14 protein-coding genes are annotated in these 14,099 nt (G+C 67.7%); 12 read left to right on the top strand and 2 right to left on the bottom strand.

Features of this window, described 5'->3' with window-relative positions; translation table 11 throughout:
- The first annotated feature begins 608 nt into the window (after positions 1 to 608).
- The 3 genes from AB0I42_RS11125 (at position 609) to AB0I42_RS11115 (ending at position 2,582) form a co-directional block, all read left to right on the top strand.
- Positions 609 to 1,217, top strand: coding sequence for a TetR/AcrR family transcriptional regulator (locus AB0I42_RS11125; RefSeq protein WP_357536278.1), 609 nt, complete (start codon positions 609 to 611; stop codon positions 1,215 to 1,217).
- On the top strand, positions 1,210 to 1,785 hold the full coding sequence (locus AB0I42_RS11120) for a class I SAM-dependent methyltransferase (RefSeq protein ID WP_357536276.1): 576 nt from the start codon (positions 1,210 to 1,212) through the stop codon (positions 1,783 to 1,785). Before AB0I42_RS11125 ends, AB0I42_RS11120 begins: the two co-directional genes overlap by 8 nt.
- Before the next feature lie 110 nt (positions 1,786 to 1,895).
- Positions 1,896 to 2,582: a GPP34 family phosphoprotein gene (locus tag AB0I42_RS11115; protein ID WP_357536274.1), complete on the top strand. Its 687-nt coding sequence runs from the start codon at positions 1,896 to 1,898 to the stop codon at positions 2,580 to 2,582.
- A 59-nt stretch (positions 2,583 to 2,641) separates the two neighbouring features.
- Here the strand turns inward: AB0I42_RS11115 and AB0I42_RS11110 are convergent, their stop codons facing one another.
- Together AB0I42_RS11110 and AB0I42_RS11105 are read right to left on the bottom strand one after the other, a co-directional pair.
- Positions 2,642 to 3,052: an ATP-binding protein gene (locus tag AB0I42_RS11110; protein WP_357536272.1), complete on the bottom strand. Its 411-nt coding sequence runs from the start codon at positions 3,050 to 3,052 to the stop codon at positions 2,642 to 2,644.
- Positions 3,053 to 3,183: 131 nt separating this feature from the next.
- Positions 3,184 to 3,465: a hypothetical protein gene (locus tag AB0I42_RS11105; protein ID WP_357536270.1), complete on the bottom strand. Its 282-nt coding sequence runs from the start codon at positions 3,463 to 3,465 to the stop codon at positions 3,184 to 3,186.
- A gap of 832 nt (positions 3,466 to 4,297) precedes the next feature.
- On the opposite strand from AB0I42_RS11105, the gene AB0I42_RS11100 reads away from it, so the two are divergent.
- The 9 genes from AB0I42_RS11100 to trpS all read left to right on the top strand — a co-directional run bounded on the left by AB0I42_RS11100 (position 4,298) and on the right by trpS (position 14,088).
- Positions 4,298 to 5,278, top strand: a complete 981-nt coding sequence (locus AB0I42_RS11100; RefSeq protein ID WP_357536268.1) for a class I SAM-dependent methyltransferase — start codon at positions 4,298 to 4,300, stop codon at positions 5,276 to 5,278.
- Positions 5,279 to 5,547: 269 nt separating this feature from the next.
- On the top strand, positions 5,548 to 7,101 hold the full coding sequence (locus tag AB0I42_RS11095) for a hypothetical protein (RefSeq protein ID WP_357536267.1): 1,554 nt from the start codon (positions 5,548 to 5,550) through the stop codon (positions 7,099 to 7,101).
- A gap of 13 nt (positions 7,102 to 7,114) precedes the next feature.
- Entirely contained in the window at positions 7,115 to 8,314 is a 1,200-nt protein-coding gene (locus tag AB0I42_RS11090; protein ID WP_357536265.1) for a hypothetical protein, read from the top strand.
- 29 nt (positions 8,315 to 8,343) lie between these two features.
- Positions 8,344 to 9,486, top strand: coding sequence for a pyridoxal phosphate-dependent aminotransferase (locus AB0I42_RS11085; RefSeq protein WP_357536263.1), 1,143 nt, complete (start codon positions 8,344 to 8,346; stop codon positions 9,484 to 9,486).
- A complete protein-coding gene (locus AB0I42_RS11080; RefSeq protein ID WP_357536262.1) occupies positions 9,483 to 10,424 on the top strand; it encodes an NAD(P)-dependent oxidoreductase in 942 nt (313 codons plus the stop codon). The genes AB0I42_RS11085 and AB0I42_RS11080 overlap by 4 nt, the downstream gene beginning before the upstream one ends.
- The gene (locus tag AB0I42_RS11075; RefSeq protein ID WP_357536260.1) at positions 10,411 to 11,073 is read left to right on the top strand and encodes a hypothetical protein; all 663 of its coding nucleotides are present in this window, start codon (positions 10,411 to 10,413) and stop codon (positions 11,071 to 11,073) included. The genes AB0I42_RS11080 and AB0I42_RS11075 overlap by 14 nt, the downstream gene beginning before the upstream one ends.
- Positions 11,063 to 11,770: a class I SAM-dependent methyltransferase gene (locus tag AB0I42_RS11070; protein ID WP_357536258.1), complete on the top strand. Its 708-nt coding sequence runs from the start codon at positions 11,063 to 11,065 to the stop codon at positions 11,768 to 11,770. Before AB0I42_RS11075 ends, AB0I42_RS11070 begins: the two co-directional genes overlap by 11 nt.
- 61 nt (positions 11,771 to 11,831) lie before the next feature.
- Positions 11,832 to 12,914 carry an aminotransferase class I/II-fold pyridoxal phosphate-dependent enzyme gene (locus AB0I42_RS11065; RefSeq protein ID WP_357536256.1) on the top strand — a complete coding sequence of 361 codons (1,083 nt, stop codon included), beginning with the start codon at positions 11,832 to 11,834 and terminating at the stop codon, positions 12,912 to 12,914.
- A 208-nt stretch (positions 12,915 to 13,122) separates the two neighbouring features.
- Positions 13,123 to 14,088, top strand: a complete 966-nt coding sequence (gene trpS, locus AB0I42_RS11060; protein WP_357536255.1) for a tryptophan--tRNA ligase — start codon at positions 13,123 to 13,125, stop codon at positions 14,086 to 14,088.
- Positions 14,089 to 14,099: the final 11 nt, after the last annotated feature.

Genomic DNA, 14,099 nt, shown 5'->3' with positions numbered 1-14,099 from the left:
GAGATGGCCGCGCGGGATCGCGGGACGGGAGGTGGGGTGATTCGGGGCGCTCGGCGACCGAGTCGGGATCTGGTTCGCTGTCCGACTCGACACCGTGGATGCCACGCGGTGGCGTGGATGACGGCCGCCGTGACCACCGGGACCCACGGCCACCACGGACGACACGAACGTCACCGTGGTCGGGGTCCCGCCGGACGGGCGGGTGGACGGGCACGACTCGAGGACCGCGGGTCCGGGTCCGATGGGGGTGGACCGGTCACCGCGCGTCGGGACGGGCGGGCAACTGTGGGACGGGGCGCGCGCCGTCGCGCCGGATCGGGTACGGCCGGTGCCCTCCAGGGGTGCCACGCCCCGTGAGGTGCTGTCCCGGAGAGGGTCGAGACCCCCGCCGCAACATCGGTGAGCTAGCCACGCCGTCGGTTTACCTCACCGAAACAACTTACTAGCGCCAGACCTTAACGGACTTAGCATCGACGTGTCCACATCTTTCGCTAACGCGAGCAAGACTTTTATCTCTACCAACGAAAGGGTTTCGTCGATGACGGCGATCTCCTCATCTGAGGGGAACCCTGATGGCAGATTTTGCTCAGCCGTACTAATTTTGGGTTGTGCAAGCAAACAAGAAGCAGACCGTCACCACGACGGCCCGGCGCCAGCAGATCGTCGACGCCGCGATCCGGGTGCTGGCCCGCGACGGCCTCTCCCAGACCTCGCTCGGGCGCATCGCCACCGAGGCCGGCCTGTCCAGCACCGGGCTGATCACCTACCACTTCGCCGACAAGAACGACGTCCTGCTCACCGTCGTGGACCACCTGATCGGCCGGTGCACCGAGACACTGCGGGCCGCCGTCGACCGGGCCGCCGACCCGGCCGAGGCGCTCGCCGCCTACATCGAGGCGTTCGTACGGTTCCAGGACGACAACCGCGACGGCGTACGGGCCCTGTGGCGGCTCGCCGCCGGCTGGAAGGCACCCGGGCGGGATTCCGCCTTCGACGACGAACCCCTCGTCGCGCCGGTACGTGAGGTGCTCGACGACGGCCAGGCCCACGGCGCCTTCCGCGGCCTGGCCAGCCCGGTCGTGGCGCAGAGCATCCTGTGCTCGGTGGAGGGCTTCCACGAGGCGTTCACCGCCGATCCCGACATCGACACCACGGCCTACATCCGCGAGTTGCAGGTGCTCTACCGACACGGAACGGAGCGCGCCGACCATGGCTGAGGGATTCGGCGCGTACGACGCCGCCAAGTCGGCGGCGATCGGCGGGTTACGCGGCACCGTGCTGGAGATCGGCGCCGGCCGCGGCCGGAACTTCGGCCGGCTGCACCCGGGCGTGACGTGGATCGGCTGCGAGCCCGACCGCCGGCGCCGCGCCGAACTGGCGCGCACCGCGCACGGCTTCGGACACACCCGCGAGCCCCTGGCGTCGGCCGCGGAGTCCGTGCCGCTGCCCGACGCGAGCGTCGACGCGGTCCTGGCCACCGTCGTGCTGTGCTCGGTCCGCGACCAGGCCCGCGTCCTCGCCGAGATCGCCCGCCTGCTGCGGCCCGGCGGAGAGTTCGTCTTCGCCGAGCACGTCGGCGCACCGGAACGCACCTGGAAACGCGCGCTGCAACGGGTGATCGCACCGGCGACGCGGCTGCTCGACCACGGCTGCGACCCGAGCCGGGAAACCGAACTGTCCCTGCGCCGCTCCCCGCTGGACCTCGTCCAGGTCGAACACTTCGAACTGCCGGCCCTGGGCGCCATCACCGTGCCGTACGTCGTCGGCCGCGCGGTGCGGACCTGACGCCACCGCCGCCGCCCCGTCCGGATAATGGTTTTCGTACCCTTCGCCCCGGGAACCTGTTCCTCCGGCAAGCGGCCGCCCGGCCCCGAACACGACGACAGGTGAACCTGATGCCACCCACACCCGACAAACCGCTGATCGCCGAAGACCTGTTGCTGCTGCTGTTCGACCCGGCCTCGGGATCGATCGCCGGCGAGGGCACCCTCTTCTACGTTCTCGGCGGCGCCCTCCTCACCGAACTCGCGCTCGACAGGCAGATCGACATCGACGAGCGGACCGGGCTGCGGGGCCGCCTCGTCCACGTCGTCGGCAGCACCGTCCCCACGGACCCGTTGCTGAGGTCGGCGCGGGACCACGTCGCACAGAAGCCACGTGACGTACAGGCCATCCTGGCGGCGATCGGTCCCCGCCTGCGTGCGCCCGTACTCGACCGGCTGGTCCGCGGCGGACACGTCCGCCGGGAGCGCCGGAAGGTGCTCGGCCTGTTCACCAGGACCGCGCTACGCGACGGCGGTACCCCGCACCGGCCGGAACTGCTGGCCCGGGTGCGCGCCGTACTCGTCGACGGGGCGGCCCCCGACCCCCGGACCGCCGCGATCTGTGCGCTGATCTCGGCGAGCGGAACCCTGCCGACCTTTCACCGCGACATCCCCTGGTCGACGCCGGTCATCACCCGCGCCAAGGAACTCGAGCGGGGCGACTGGGGCGCCGAGGCCGCCGCGGCGGCCGTCGCCCGCACCATGGCGGCGACCGTCGCCAACGCGCTCGTCGCCGCGAACGTCCTGCCGAAGAACTGACCGTCAGCGGCGTACGGTGAACCGGAGGGCGCAGCCGTCGCCGGCCGGTCCCGGCGAGGTCAGGGTGAGGTCAGGGTGAGGTTTCCGCCGTGGGCCAGGGCGATCTGCCGGGCGATGGCGAGGCCGGTGCCGGGCGGGTCGGACCGGCCACGCCAGAAGCGGTCGAAGACGCGGTCCCGGTCAGCTGCGGCGATCCCGGGCACCGTGTCGATCGTGTTCGGTGTGTGGGTGGCGTCGTTCGCCGAGCCGTACGCGGCCAGGCAGTCGAGGCGGCCACCGGTCGAGATCGCGATCGAGCCGCTGAATCCGGCCCGCGCCCAGGCGGTGAACGCACCGTCGAGCCGCGGATCACACCGCGCGGCCGGGCCACCGGTGGTGGCCTGCGCCCCGGGGACGTCCTGGTTTCCGGTACAGCCGGCCACACCGGCCACCATGACAACGGCCGCCACTGTCGCAACGAATCTGGTCATGCGACGCAACGTACGAGCCGGCCCGCGAACCTGATGTAAACGGAAATCCGGCCTGTCTCACCCCCGCACGGGGACGAAAGGGTGCGCGGCCCGTCGATACGGCGCGGGCCGCGCACTGCCTGTCCCGTGGTCTAGCGGCGCTCGTTGGAGCCCCGCCAGGCGCTACCGGCCTTGGCCAGGCCGCGGCTGACCACGTATCCGATGGTCAACAGGGTGATGTAAAGCCAGGCCCGATCGGCCCGGAACACGTCCACCCCCGCGCTGTCCGCTCCGACCCGGTCGGATGCGATCAGCACGGCGGCCACCGCGGCCAGGAACACCCAGAATTCCGTGCTCAGGAAGGACCACTTGGTCTCGGTCCCAGGTGCCACGGCACGGGTGGGTTCCATCTGCCGGCCGGCAGTGGCCTGCATACTCCGGTCACCCTGCGGCATGTTCCTGGTGTCCGGCATCTGCTGCGGTGCCGTCATGGTAGGGCTCTGCGCACTCATCTCTCCTCCAATGCGGTGAGATTCGTCCGGTACGCCGCTGGCGCACCGGACCATGGTGAGCCACACCTGGCGTACCCGGCGGGCTTCGGTGAAAACGGCCCGGCACCCGGGCCGGTCCGCCGGCCCGGTCCGCCGGCACCGCCAGCCCGTACCCGGTCGCGTCGCGCCCCGTGGACGCCCGTTGCTGTCGGTACGTGACATCCGGGGCCCATGCGACGGTCGCCGGGGTGTCCCGCGTCCCGGACGAAACCAGATGGCCGACGAACGCACCGACCCGCCTGGAACGGATAAGTCGCAGCCATCGGACTGATCACTACCAGTTGGACAAAGGCTCGTTGTCGGACCATTCACCAGGATGTCCGCACGTCGGCCTCCGGCTTCCAGCGCGGATCCGCGCGGCTCCGGCCGACATGCGAGCCCTGCTCTCGCGCCCGACCGGCGGGGTCGCCCGCCAGGATTCGTCCGGCCCAGGGGCACGGCCCGTCTCACGTCCAACCGACACGTAAATCAGACCTTTGACATGGGAAAAATGGATCACAAATTGCGCGGAACAGAGACAAACAACGGACAACAAAGGCGAGCGGGAAAGCGATCTCGAATGGAGATCTGAACCGAACGAATGCAATTGATGGTCAACATTTCGAAATGCCTTCGCAGCGTTGACTCCCCGGCGACGCGGCGATTACGCTCGCCCAAGCGCCTTTCATAGCATTCGATCAAATGCGAGCCAGCGACCGCCACATTGGAGAGTTCCTTGGCCAGCGTCGAATTCAAGCACCCCCAGATCGCACCCGTCTTCACTGGGGCGTTCGCCGCACACGCAACCGTCCTCGCCGACGATCTCGGACTATTCCGCGCGTTGGCCGACACCACACTGACAGACCACGATCTCGACCGGCCACCATGGGTGGAGAACAGAATCAGAATCGAGGGCGTCTTGAACGCCCTTTGCCGGATCGATGCCGTACGACGCACCGCGGACGCGTACCGTCTCACCGACTTCGGGCTGGAACTCGGTCGCCAGGCCCCCGTCTTCCGGCTCTGGCTCGGCGGATACGCCTCCGTTCTCGCCGACCAGATCAGCGGCGCCGTCGACCCCCGGTCAGGAGTCCGCGGTGGCGTCGTCGCCGAATCGTCCAGCCAGATCGGCAGTCGCTACATCGACGAGACGTTCATCCAACTCGTCGATTCGCTCCAACCAGCGGGACGCATCTGCGACCTCGGCTGCGGGACCGGACGACGACTTCTCAAGATCTGCCGCGAGACCGGGCAGCCGGGCCTCGGGTACGACATCTCCGCCGATGCGATCCGGGCCGCCCAGGCCACCGTCGCCGAGGCTCGCGGCCTCGGCATCGATCTCGAGATCAACCAGGGAGACGCGACGACCCTGCCCCGGAACGTGTCGGACGTGGACATCGTCACGCAGGCGTTCATGACCCACCACATCGCTCCCGACGACTACTGCACCGCGGTCCTCGCCTCCTACCGGGTGCGATTCCCCGGCGCCAGATACCTGGTCGTCTTCGACACCGTGTCGTCATCGGATCCGGAACACCCCGAACTGTTCGCCCCGGGCTTCGACTACATCCACGCGCTGCAGAACATGGAACCGCGAAGCCGCGCGGACGCTCTACGGATCTTCGACGAGGCCGGCTATTCATGCCAGCAGGAACTGGAACTCGCCGTACCCAACAGTTACGCCTGGGTGCTGAAGTTCGGCAGTGATGGTCCATGATCGGCTCCCTGCGCGGAACGAGCGTCCTGGTCATCGGAGCGGGAGAGGTGGGCACCAGCATCGGCACCGCGCTCCTGCGAAGGGGCGACATAGCCAGGCTCACCGTGCACACCGCCCGCCGGGAGACCATGGAGCGCAGGCTCCGCCAACTGTCACAGGTCGGCGACTCGACGGTCGACCTGGTCGGGTCCTGGGGAGACGTGTTCGCCCCGGCGGACCTCGCCCAGCGGTCCCGCACCGGCTCGGCGGACCCCGAGTTACGGCTGGCCTTGGCGAACTTCTTCCTGGGCACGCCGGAGCCGGGTCAATCGCGCCGGATGAAGGTCTACCGCCTGATCGACGAGCACCGTCCCGACATCGTCGTCGACGCGCTGGGGTCGGCGACGTCGTGTTCCTACGCCAGCGACACGCAACAGGCACAGCACGATCTTCTCGAACTCGCCAACGCCGCGGCGGGACGTGGCCGCGTCGACCACGACGAGGGGTCGGGCAAGGCGCGGACCGAGGTTCTCGTCGAGGCCGCCCTGTCGCTACAGATTCCGATCATCCATCGGTACGTCGAAGCCCTGGGTATGGCGATCAGGGATTTCGGGGTGGCTCGCGTGATCAAGGTGTCGACCACGGGCCTCGGTGGCATGGGCTACAACTGTCCGTACACCCATGGCTCGGTCACCGAGACGGGCCTGTCCGGAGCCTTGGTGGAGAAGCTGGCCGCCGCGGGCGTGCTGCATCAACTGCTCTGGAACCTCCACCACACGGCGGGATGCGAGATCAGCCTGGTCGTTCCGTCCGCGTTGATCGGCTGGGAAGCCGTACAACACGGGCCCTACGTCTCACGCGGCCGCCCGGTGGTGGCACAGGATTGTCCGACGCCGGTCAAGATACGTTACGACCTGCCTCTCGGCGAGCAGGAACTGCCGCGATCGGACGCCGACGACGATCAAACCGAGATGGTGTTCGTCCCCTCCGGCGACAGTTCGACCTACAGCCGGGCCGAGATGTCCCTCAGCACCGCCCTCGGCCAGTTCGAGAGCGTCACCCGCGAAGAGGTCGCCGCGGCCGTACTCGAGACGATGCGGGGCAGCACCCGGTTCGACCTTCTCACCGCGATGGACTCGGCGGCGATGCAGCCCTCCTACCTCGCCGCCCACATGCGGTTCTCCGTCCTCACGTCGATGAGAGACCTGGAGGCCGTCACCCGGCAGCCGAGCATCGTCAGCGGAAATCTCGGCCCGGCGATATCGAAGGACCTGCTGGAACTGCACCTGATCTGTTCGGCGGCCGGCACGCTCCAGGATGCCGGCACCATGTCCCCGGACCTGCTCGCGGACGCCGCCGTCGAGAGGTTGCGCACCGACGGATACCTGCGCCGCCAGATCCTGTCCATCGGTCTCGCCGTGCTTCTGCCGGGAGACATGTGGATGGCCGGCCGACGGCTGTCCGTCCCCCGCCAGATCCACGCGGGGATGCGGCTCACCCGTCGGCGGATAGAGGACTGGACCCGGCAGGGCTGGATCGACCTACGCCCGCGGAACGTCGCCCGCTGGCAGACCCACATCCGCGGCATCGAACGCCACGGGTCGGCGCTGAAGTCGCTCCTCGCGATCGACGGTCGGCAGTTCGACGTGGGCGAGGTGCTGGCATACCACTACACACTCACCGGACGCGCTCGTCGGTGGACCTTGAACGGGATCGGGGCAGACAATGAAGGAATTCTCGAAGGCCCAGCTCCACACGCTTCAGGAAGAGGCGCCGACGATCTGTCGGGAACTGCGCCGCAACCAGTTCCTCAGTCGATCAGCGATCCAGAGAAATCAGGATGAGGCTGTCGTCAGAATGGTTCGGCACGCCTACCACAACGTGCCGATGTACCGCAAGAAGTACGACGAGGCGGGTGTCGACATCGACTCGATCCGACGCGCCTCGGACATCGCCCGACTTCCGATCCTCGAAAAAGAGGAACTCATCGAGGCCTTCCCGCACACCTGCATAGCGGACGGCTACTCGCCGGACGACCTGACCACGGCGGTGACCGGCGGCTCGAGCGGAAAGACGGTCCGTATCGCGTACTCGGAGCAGACGATGCGCAAGCGCGTCGTGACCGCGTACCGGATCTACGACATGATGATGGGCGGGTATCGGCCCGAGCACGTCCAGACCTACGTCTACACCGGCAAATACCCGCTCGACGGGCTGCCGGACGGCAGCTATCGACTCGTCCACATCTGGACCCTCGACGCGCTGCAGGACGCGAAGCGCAAGCTGCTGGACAGCCGGCCGCACATGCTGACGCTCTACCCCTCGAGGCTGGAGGACATACGTCGCCTCCTGGGACCGCAGGACGTGCGGCTGCTCCGGCAGAACCTCATCGTGATCAACGTCAAGTCGGAGATGTCGACCCAGGCCCAGCGCGACGCCTGGGCCGAGTTCTTCGGCGTGCCGGTTCTCGACGAGTACGGATCCGAGGAACTGGCGGGCACCGTCGCCGCGCAATGCCCGGAGAAGGGCTACCACATCTGGGAGGACATCGCACTCGTCGAGGTCGTGGACGAAGAGGGACGCCCCCTGCCGGACGGAGAGACCGGCGACCTGGTCGCGAGCTGTCTCTACAACTGGGCGATGCCGATCATCCGGTACCGGCAGGGTGACCTGGCGGCACTGCATCCGGCCGACCACCCCTGTCCCTGTGGCCGGAAGTTCCGGCAACTCAAGTCGTTCGAGGGCCGGCGCAACTCTTCCTTCGTCCTGCCCAGCGGAAGGTTCCTCTCCTCCGGTTACCTGCTCGATGTCGGCTACACCCGCCTGATGGCGTACTCGGACGCGCTGAACTCGTGGAGCCTCGTCCAGCGGGCCCCGGACCTGGTGGTGTTCGAGTGCCTTCCCGGCCCCGCCATGACGGACGTCGTCCGGGAACGGATCCGACATGAGATCAGCGAACTTCTCCACCACGAGACGCGGGTCGAAGTGGAGTTCGTGGAATCGCTCCGGGTCACCAATCGCGGAAAGCGGAACCAGATCATCAGCCTCGTCCCGTAAGCCGGACAAGAAATTGGAGAACCGGAGAGATGTACGAGCGCTACACAAACCTGACCCGATACGAAAACGTCGGAATCAACCGGAGGTTCAATCTGGCCGACGGCCACGCACACCAGGGGCAGAACAGCACGCAGCAGGAGATCGTCACCGATCTACCGAAGATCTTCTACGCGGCCGAGGCCACCCTGCAACGCGAGTCGGAAGAAGAGTTCCAGCAGGTGTTCTACCGGCTGGCCGGGCAACACTCGGCGATCCACAGCCCGCGCACCATGCTCTGCTACTCCGCGTCACTGGCGACCGATCTGGTCGCGACCTACCTGTCCAGCAGGAGCTTGTCGGTCGGTCTGCTGCAACCCTGCTTCGACAACCTCGCGACCATCCTGCGCCGGCGACAGGTGGAACTCGTACCGCTCGGTGAAGCCCAACTCGGACCGGACTCGATCGACGACACCTTCGCCGGCATGACGACGGATGCCGTCTTCCTGACGCTGCCGAACAACCCCACCGGGTTCACCTACGACGAGGCGCAGTTCAAACACCTGGTGGAACTGTGTGTCACCCACCGGAAGATTCTCATCCTCGACTGCACGTTCCGGTTCTTCGTCACCACCCCGTTCTGGGATCAATACGCCGTGCTCGAGGACTCGGGAGTCAGCTACCTCGTCGTCGAGGACACCGGAAAGACCTGGCCCACGCAGGATCTCAAATGCAGCATCCTCGCCAGCAGCGCCGATCTGTACGAACAGGTTCTCGAACTGCACAACGACATCCTCCTGAACGTGAGCCCGTTCATACTGCGGCTGCTGTCCGCGTACGTGAACGACACCGCACGCTCCGGGCTCGAGAAGAGCATCTGGCGTACGATCAGCCAGAACCGCGACCACCTCCGCGAGTCCCTGCGTGGGACGATCCTGGTCCCCGAATTCCCGGACAGCACCATCAGCGTGGAGTGGATACGCATCAGCCACCCCACCGTACGCAGCGAGGAAATCGTCGAACTGCTCGGGAAAGCCCAGGTCGGCATCCTTCCCGGCAACCACTTCTACTGGGCGGACCACGACACCGGCTCGAACTTCGTGCGCTTCGCCCTTGCCAGGCGTTCGGACTGGTTCGCCGACTCGTGCAGATACCTGCGGACCGTGCTGCTGTCGAACTCGGTCCTCATGCCGTGAGCACCACGCCGACCCCCCGGATCGTCTACCTGGACGAGCCGACCTATCTCACGACGGGCTTCCTACGGCAACTGTCCCGGCTGGGGACGGTGACGGTCCACTACGACCGACCGGGACGGCAGGAGACCATCCGCCGGCTGTCCGCCGCCGACATCGCCCTCGTCGAGTGGACCACCCTGTCGGCCGACGTGTTGCGGCAGGCCCGCCAGCTACGGCACGTCTCGACACTGCTCTCCGCGACCGACCAGATAGACCTGGTCGCCGCCCGCCAACTCGGTATCGGTGTGTCCCACTGCCCCGACTATTCCGTGGACGCGGTAGCCGACTACGTCATCACCTCCGTCGGGGCGCTGTCCCGCCAACTGCTTCCCGCCAGCCGGATGGGGGTGGCCGGTGTGCGGCACCGCTATCCCCCGTTCCTCGGCCGCTCCCTGTCCGGGGCCGTGATCGGCCTCGTCGGCACCGGGCGCATCGGACAGGCAGTCGCCCAGCGTGCCCGCGCCTTCGGTATGGAGGTGCTGGGACACAACCGTTCCGGCCGCCCGGTGCCGGGCATCGAACTCGTCGGCCTGCCGGAACTGGTGCGCCGCAGCGACGTGGTGTCGGTGCAGGTTCCCGCGTCGGAAGAGACCGCCGAACTCCTGTCCGCGGAACTCGTCGGTGCCCTTCGACCGGGCTGCATCGTCGTCAGCGTCTCGCGCGCCGAGACGATCGCGATGAGGGCTCTCGCCGACCGCCATGCCGCGGGCCGACTCGGCGGCGTCGCGCTGGACGACGTACCCGACGGCCTCGCTCCGGTCTTCGCCCGCAAGCAGAACACCCAGATCACACCGGGCATCGCCTGGTACACGCGGGCATCGCGACAGGACAACCTCACCGAGGTCCTGGCAAACGTACGGGGATTCCTGAATGGAGAACCGGTCAATGTCGTCGCCTGACGAAGACGAAGAACTCACCGTCGCACTGGAATGGCTACGGGATCGGGTACGGCACCTGCCGGGCGCGACGAGCACGCTGAGTCCGGATCTGCCGGGTGCCATCGAGGTTCGGGTCCAATCCGACGAGCCGCCGAGGTTCTGTCTGCTGTCCTGCTGGCACGAGCCGTGGACGGCGGAGCGTCTGGGCGTGACGTCGGCGGTTTCGATGTCCGCGCTGCACGCCCTCGAACTGCTCGACCACGCCACCCGGCTTCCCGACGGCTCGATGACGGCGGTCTTCATCGCCGACGACGACGAGAAGTCGCGGAGGTTCGCCTTCAACACGGCGAGAAGCCACCTCGCCGGTACGACGACGTCTCTCGTCGTCGTCATGGCGCTCGGCTGCACACCCGGTGGCGGGCTCTTCGCGCTCGACGATCCGCGGCGGTGGCAGCCGATCGCGGTCGCCGCGGCGGTGCCATTCGTCGGCGCCGACGGTATCGACCCGGACGTGTTGGAGGAACTGGCCGCCTGTGCCGGGCAAGGGCTGCTCGCCTGCGTGTTGGATCCGTCCGGAAACGCCGACGACACCGGTCCCTCCGTCGACTCCCTTTACGCGGCGCTGAACGAGGCCGCCGATTCCGGAAAGGTCATCGCCGATGCACACTAGCTGGGAGACCTCGGAGTCGGCCGAGGCCTACTCGCGGGAAACCGCCGCCGCGCAGTGGAAGCCGATGGGATATCCGGAAGTCTTCCGGAGCCTCGACCTCACCGGCGGCGACGACCGCCCGCTACTGGACTTCGGCTGCGGCCCGGGCTTCGTCGCCCATTACGCGGCCGAGGAGTACGGCAGAAACGTCATCGCCGTCGATGTTTCCGGGTCGATGATCGAGTACGCCACCGCACATTACGATCACCCGCTGGTGTCGTACCGCGAGGTACCGATCTCCGGCGGTCTCGACTTCCTCGCGTCCGAGGAGATCGGCGCGTGCATGAGCTGCTTCGTGTTCATGCAGATGCCCAGCACCGAACTACAGGTCGATGCCTGCCGGCAGATCCGGCGGGTCCTGACGCCTGGCGGACGGTTCGCCATGCTGAACACCCATCCGGGAAGCGTCGGCGTCCAGTTCTCGACCCTGCGCAACGGAGAAGCGGGACGCGCCTACCTGCCCGGCGACCCGATGGTGACCTCTCTGCGCACCGCGAACGGCTCACTGACCCTGCGCGACTTCTTCTGGCGGGTGGAGGACTACGCCCACGCGATGGAGGCGGGCGGATTCCGTGACGTGGCGATCGAACACCTCCCACCGCCACCTTCCGATCCCACTCCGCACCCCCAGTTCCTGCTGCTGTCCGGGCGGGCCTAGCAATTGGGGCCGCTCCTCCAGTCCGCGTTTCCGAACGAGAAGGAAGTCGATGGTACGCCTCATGTCGTCACCTCCCCTGCCCGGCGCACACCGACTCGGCGACTTCTCCGCCTACCGCTCGCACGAGGCGCCGAGGAGCGATGCCACCGGCACGGAGTGGGACCTGTCCAACAACGAGTTGACGTTGCCGCCGCTGCCGGAGGTGGCGGCGGCGGTACGGGTCTGCGGCCTCGACCCGAACAGGTACCCCGCCCCACTCCCCCACCTCCTGGTCGAGAGGCTCGCCAAGCAGTTCGGCGTGGCCCGGACCCAGATCGTGGTCGGCCCCGGGAGCGCGGGAGTCCTGCAGCAGTTGCTGCTCGTCCTCTGCACCGAGCGGGACGAGGTCCTCTACGCCTGGCCGGCCTTCGATGCGTATCCGCTGCTGATCGCCGTGGCGGGAGCCACCGGGGTTCGGGTCCCGCTCACCGCGACCGGCGCGCACGACCTGTCGGGCTTCCTGGCCAGGGTCACGCCCCGCACCCGGGTCGTAATACTGTGCACGCCGCACAATCCGACCGGGCGTCGCATATCCCGTGACGAGCTGCGCTGGTTCCTCAATGAGCTTCCGCCCCAGGTCGTCACCATCGTCGACCAGGCCTACGTCGAATTCGACGAGTTGGACGAGAACGACGACCTGGACCTCGTCCACCAGCGTTCGAGAGCGGTCCTGCTGCGCACCTTCTCGAAGGCGTACGGCCTGGCTGGACTGCGGGTGGGATATGCGCTGGCGGACTCCGAGATCTCCGAGACCGCGAGAAAGGCGACCCTGCCCTTCGCGGTCACGAGGGCGGCCGAGGCCGCGGCGGTGGCCTCGCTCGACCAGGAGACGGTGATGAAGGAGAGAATCGCGATGGTACGGCGACTCCGCACCGAACTCGGCGAATCCCTCGGCGATCTGGGACTCGCCTGCCCGCCATCGCACGGCAACTTCCTGTGGCTCCCCCTCGGCCGGTCGGCGACCGGGTTCGGCGAATCGGTCGCGCGCGACGGGATCAAGGTCAGGGTCTATCCGGACCACGGCGTACGGATCTCGGTGGGCAGCCGGGCCGCCCATCGCCGCCTGCTCGCCGCCGCCCGGGGCACCGGGCCCGCGGCTGGCTGACGGTCATCCGTCGTCTGTCGAGGGACCGGGTCCGGCGGCTGCCGGTGATACCCTCATCGGCATGTGCAGCAGGAATCGATTCTGGCGGGCCACCATGAGGTGGCTCTGACCTGCTGTAAAAGCAGACACCAGTCGGTCACCCACAGGGTGGCCGACGACGCCGGTCGGTTCACCCTGGGGTCGCGGACGACTCACGAGGGAGTACGGAATGATCAGGCTGTCGGGAATCACGCCGTCCGGAGAGATGCACTTAGGCAACTATCTCGGCGCGGTGCGCCGGTGGGCTGCCGAGTCAGGCCCGGAAGACCTCTACTTCGTAAGCAATCTGCACGCCATGACCACGCACCATGAGCCGGCGGCGCTACGCCGGCTGACGAGGCACCAACTCGCCGTCATGATCGCCGCGGGCGTACCCGGGGACGCCGTGTTCGTCCAGTCCGATCTGATCAACGAGCACATGGCGCTCACCTGGTTGCTCGAGTGCACCTGCACCTTCGGCGAGGCACGGCGCATGGTCCAGTTCAAGGAGAAATCCGACGGCCGGGAATCCGTCCGGCTGGGCCTGCTCACCTATCCGGTGTTGATGGCCTCCGACATCCTGCTGCACGGCGCCGCCGAGGTTCCGGTCGGCAACGACCAGAATCAGCACGTCGAACTGGCCCGCACCCTCGCCCGGCGTTTCAACGCGAACTACGGCGAGGCTTTCGTCGTACCCCGCGGTGTTCTTCCCGAGACGGCGGCGCGGATTCGGGACCTCACCGTGCCGGAGAAGAAGATGTCGAAGTCGGCGTCGGATGTCGGCGGGATCATCTACGTACTCGACGAGCCGGACACCATCCGACGGAAGCTGCGGCGCGCGGTCACCGACGGAATGGCGGACGTCCGGTACGCACCGGACGAGCAGCCCGGGGTGGCGAATCTCCTCGAGATCGTCGCCGCCTGCAAGGACACCTCGCCCACGGCCGTCGCGGACGGCATCGACAGCTACCGCGACCTCAAGGAGGCGGCGGCGGAAGCCGTGATCGCCGAACTCGGTCCGGTCCGGGAACGGGCGCTGGACCTCCTGGCCGGTGGCGGCGAACTCGACAAGATCCGCTCAGCCGGCGCCGAACGCGCCCGGGATCGTTCTCGCGACCGGCTGGCCAACGCGCTTCACCTGGCCGGCGTGGACTGAAGCGACGTGCT

This window comes from Polymorphospora sp. NPDC050346 (assembly GCF_040655695.1).
Lineage (GTDB): Bacteria > Actinomycetota > Actinomycetes > Mycobacteriales > Micromonosporaceae > Polymorphospora > Polymorphospora lycopeni.
Note: the sequence above shows the minus strand (reverse complement) of the source record. Positions and strands in the feature narration are given on the sequence as shown.

Coding starts and splice junctions, on each gene's coding strand:
- AB0I42_RS11075 (WP_357536260.1), top strand. CDS start 10,411: ATGTCGTCGCCTGACGAAGACGAAGAACTCACCGTCGCACTGGAATGG.
- AB0I42_RS11105 (WP_357536270.1), bottom strand. CDS start 3,465: ATGCAGGCCACTGCCGGCCGGCAGATGGAACCCACCCGTGCCGTGGCA.
- AB0I42_RS11120 (WP_357536276.1), top strand. CDS start 1,210: ATGGCTGAGGGATTCGGCGCGTACGACGCCGCCAAGTCGGCGGCGATC.
- AB0I42_RS11110 (WP_357536272.1), bottom strand. CDS start 3,052: ATGACCAGATTCGTTGCGACAGTGGCGGCCGTTGTCATGGTGGCCGGT.
- AB0I42_RS11065 (WP_357536256.1), top strand. CDS start 11,832: ATGTCGTCACCTCCCCTGCCCGGCGCACACCGACTCGGCGACTTCTCC.
- trpS (WP_357536255.1), top strand. CDS start 13,123: ATGATCAGGCTGTCGGGAATCACGCCGTCCGGAGAGATGCACTTAGGC.
- AB0I42_RS11085 (WP_357536263.1), top strand. CDS start 8,344: ATGTACGAGCGCTACACAAACCTGACCCGATACGAAAACGTCGGAATC.
- AB0I42_RS11090 (WP_357536265.1), top strand. CDS start 7,115: ATGGTTCGGCACGCCTACCACAACGTGCCGATGTACCGCAAGAAGTAC.
- AB0I42_RS11115 (WP_357536274.1), top strand. CDS start 1,896: ATGCCACCCACACCCGACAAACCGCTGATCGCCGAAGACCTGTTGCTG.
- AB0I42_RS11070 (WP_357536258.1), top strand. CDS start 11,063: ATGCACACTAGCTGGGAGACCTCGGAGTCGGCCGAGGCCTACTCGCGG.